This window comes from Lutispora sp. (assembly GCF_041687175.1).
GTDB lineage: Bacteria > Bacillota > Clostridia > Lutisporales > Lutisporaceae > Lutispora.
The window spans coordinates 1-3,405 of the sequence record NZ_JAWLCK010000198.1 but is presented as its reverse complement, the minus strand read 5'-3'; the positions used below and the strand labels follow the sequence as shown (position 1 = coordinate 3,405).

General features: G+C 40.4%; 2 protein-coding genes and 2 pseudogenes. 1 reads left to right on the top strand and 3 read right to left on the bottom strand.

The features are described 5' to 3' along the window. Positions 1-228, bottom strand: a pseudogene (locus ACESM9_RS15160) (NAD(P)/FAD-dependent oxidoreductase); the annotation flags it as partial. 239 nt (positions 229-467) lie between these two features. On the opposite strand from ACESM9_RS15160, the gene ACESM9_RS15155 reads away from it, so the two are divergent. Continuing rightward, positions 468-1,754, top strand: coding sequence for a glycosyl hydrolase family 18 protein (locus ACESM9_RS15155; RefSeq protein ID WP_373000626.1), 1,287 nt, complete (start codon positions 468-470; stop codon positions 1,752-1,754). Positions 1,755-1,807: 53 nt separating this feature from the next. On the opposite strand, the gene ACESM9_RS15150 is transcribed toward ACESM9_RS15155, so the two are convergent. Both ACESM9_RS15150 and ACESM9_RS15145 read right to left on the bottom strand, forming a co-directional pair. Next, positions 1,808-2,965, bottom strand: a complete 1,158-nt coding sequence (locus ACESM9_RS15150) for a copper amine oxidase N-terminal domain-containing protein (protein WP_373000624.1) — start codon at positions 2,963-2,965, stop codon at positions 1,808-1,810. 35 nt (positions 2,966-3,000) lie between these two features. Further along, positions 3,001-3,405: pseudogene (locus ACESM9_RS15145) on the bottom strand (hypothetical protein); the annotation flags it as partial.

Here is a 3,405-nt window from a genome sequence, read left to right as displayed (position 1 = left end):
TTTTATAAGATTTATTCTGTTTTTTATATACCAGTCATCACCATAGGGAGTCATTTCCTCAAAACTGGTTTCGCCTGATATGTAGTGTGGTATTCTCGTCCTTGTATAAGTGTTTAAACTCTCCAGTTCCAACAATGTTATATGGCAATCCTTATCCGCTTCTCTAGCTGATTTTGATGCATTAAGTCCTGCTATACCTGCCCCTATGATTAATATTTTTTTCTCCATATTATCACTACTCCATTAACATTTCTTTATGCTGATTTATCAGTTATTATTCGACATGTTTTTATCAATACCTTCATTTTCATGATAATTATTATTCATTGATATGACTTATCATAGTTATCATGCCAATGTTTATTATTTGCATATCTTTAGAATTTATTTTAATGAAATTAATCAGTACACTTCTATTTTTGCAACATATAATGATATAAGCAAGTTTTATTTAAGTAGGTGATATTATGCAAATCCATGTTGTCCAACCAGGACAGTCAATATTTCAAATAGCACAATTATATAATTCTACTGTCTCTGCCATTGTAGGTGCCAATGAAGTGCCTAATCCCAATCAACTGGTGGTAGGACAGACTCTTGTAATCCCCATAGTAGGAAGTTACTACTGGGTTCAACCTGGAGATAACTTGTATAGCATCGGTCAAAGATTTGGGATAAACTATCAGGAGCTTGCTCGTATAAACGGGATTCCAGTTAATCAGCCTTTGCAAGTGGGTTTGAGATTATACATTCCCCCGCGGCCTAGGAGAAGAGCAGAGATAAACGCATATGTTGAACCTATCGGTGACACTGTTACTCCTGCATTGGAAGAAGCAGCACGAAAAGCAGCACCGTTTTTGACATATCTGGCACCCTTCAGCTTCCAGGTTAACAGAGATGGAACATTAAAAGCGCCGCCATTAAATAATTTTCCTGCCATTGCTCGAGCCAACGGTGCGGCTCTGATGATGGTTGTCACAAATCTTGAGGAGGGGCAATTCAGCGCAGAATTAGGGAGAATCATTTTAACTGATGAAGCAGTGCAAAATCGTCTGCTCGATAACATCATTGCAACTGCAAGGCAGTATAATTTTGGAGATATACATTTTGACATGGAATTTTTGCCTACCGATTTAAGAGAGAACTACAATAATTTTTTGAGAAAGGCTAAAGCAAGGCTATCTGCAGAAGGATTGCTCATGTCTACGGCTCTGGCACCAAAAACCAGTGCCACCCAGGTGGGTGAATGGTATGAAGCCCATGATTATAGAGCTCATGGAGAAATTGCAGACTTTGTTGTCCTGATGACCTATGAATGGGGTTACAGCGGCGGCCCACCTATGGCTGTATCACCAATAGGACCGGTAAGACAGGTTATCGAATACGCATTAACTGAAATGCCTGCAAACAAAATAATGATGGGACAGAATTTATATGGCTACGACTGGACACTGCCTTATGTTCCCGGTGGACCCTATGCAAGGGCAGTAAGCCCTCAACAGGCAATTCAAATAGCAGCAGAACATAATGTACCTATCAGATATGACTATACGGCACAGGCTCCTTATTTTAATTATACAGATGATCAGGGAAGGCAGCATATAGTGTGGTTCGAAGATGCCCGCTCCATCCAAGCCAAATTCAATCTTGTAAAAGAACTTGGACTACGGGGTGTAAGCTACTGGAAACTAGGTCTGCCCTTCCCACAAAATTGGCTGCTCATAGAGGAAAATTTCGATGTAGTGAAGAGATAGATTATAACTAAAGCAAGCAGGTTTTTCCTGCTTGCTTTAGTTTGCTTTTCATCTTACTTCCTAGATAATTCTGAATCAAATACCCAGGTTGCGGATCCGTCTGCCCACCTCATAGCATAAAGCAAGCGTATCTTGCCACTTTGAGAAGGTGCTACGGCCCAATCTGTATTTGTTATCCCATCCAGCAGTACTATTGCCTGAATCCGTTCACCATTAATCTCTGCAGGAAAAGACAATCTCCATTTTCCTTGCACGGTAGTATCTTTATCCCATGCCGCATGGGTCATACTATAGGTTCCGTCTTTATTTATTGCAACCTTGCCTTGATCTGCACCCATGTTATATTCGTGTGTTGCATAATTTCCCGTTGATTTGTAATACAAATTGGTTGCACTACCGGGAGTCCATATATACCAAGTTCCGTAGAGATTTTCAAAATTCGTAAGAAAATCATCCATGCTTTCTTCAAAGGATTCGTCCAGCCAATTATTTGATGGCTGTTCCTCTGCATCTGCCTTAGCGGCTTCAGATGCAACTGCAACCTTACTATTATCTGTAAAGGGTTGGTCTGAAATCTCTATAGGCTGTTTTGCATCTATATATTTCACATACAAATCCAGATTTTCACTGACAAACCTCAAAGGAACAAGAGTTGTTCCATTTTGGGCGACAGGTGGCGCATCAAGTTGTACCTGTCTATCATTTACTAGCGCGGTATTTTTACCTATAGTAAGGGTTACTTTCTTATCTTTTAGTGTGAGTACTATTTCTTGTGTTTCACCTTTCCAATCTATCTTAGCCCCTATTGCATTTGCCATAAAACGAATGGGAACCATTGTACGCCCGTTTATAACACTTGGTGGAACTTCCAGTTCTACTATATCGCCGTTAACTATTGCATCCTTCCCGCCAATCTGCAATCTAATGTGTATTGAAGGAGTTTTTTGGGGCGCTTCTTTATTTTGTTCAGCCACAGGTGCTTCTGACCAAGGTGGCGTTATATCAGGTATAGACCATGGTTCTGTATAAGTGGGTTCAGTCCATTGCTCCGTATAAGTCGGCTCTGACCACTGCTCTGTATAGGTTGGCTGCGACCATTGCTCTGTGTAAGTAGGCTCTGACCATATATCCGCAGCAAAAGCTGTACTTGGAAATATGATAAATACTGCTACTATCACATATGCTAGCGCTGTTAAATGTTTCTTAAACATGAGGCATCAATTCCTCCTTTCATTTTTTAATTCTATTATTCTGCTTTTATACCCAAACTGTCTTCAAACCAGATTTTGTTTTGAATATCGTATCCATAATGATATCTAACGCTGACCATTCCCTCTGACTTTGGTATCATGACCCAATCTATTCCATCTGGACCATTCTCAAGGATTAGCATGTCTTTATGCCCTATTACTTCATCCTTCTCTCCTTGTCTCCATTTTCCTATGGCTGTGCCGTAAATTCCATGCTTCATAGCATAAGTACCATCTTCTCTCACAATGAGTGTTCCCATGAACATACCCTGAGAACGCCCACCCATATGCAAGTTCCAGACTCCGAAATAATTGAAATCAGAATCGAGAATCGGTTTTTGCTCTAGTTCAGGCTTCGGTTCTGGTTTAGGATCCGGCTTGGGCTCAGGAATTGGCTTTGG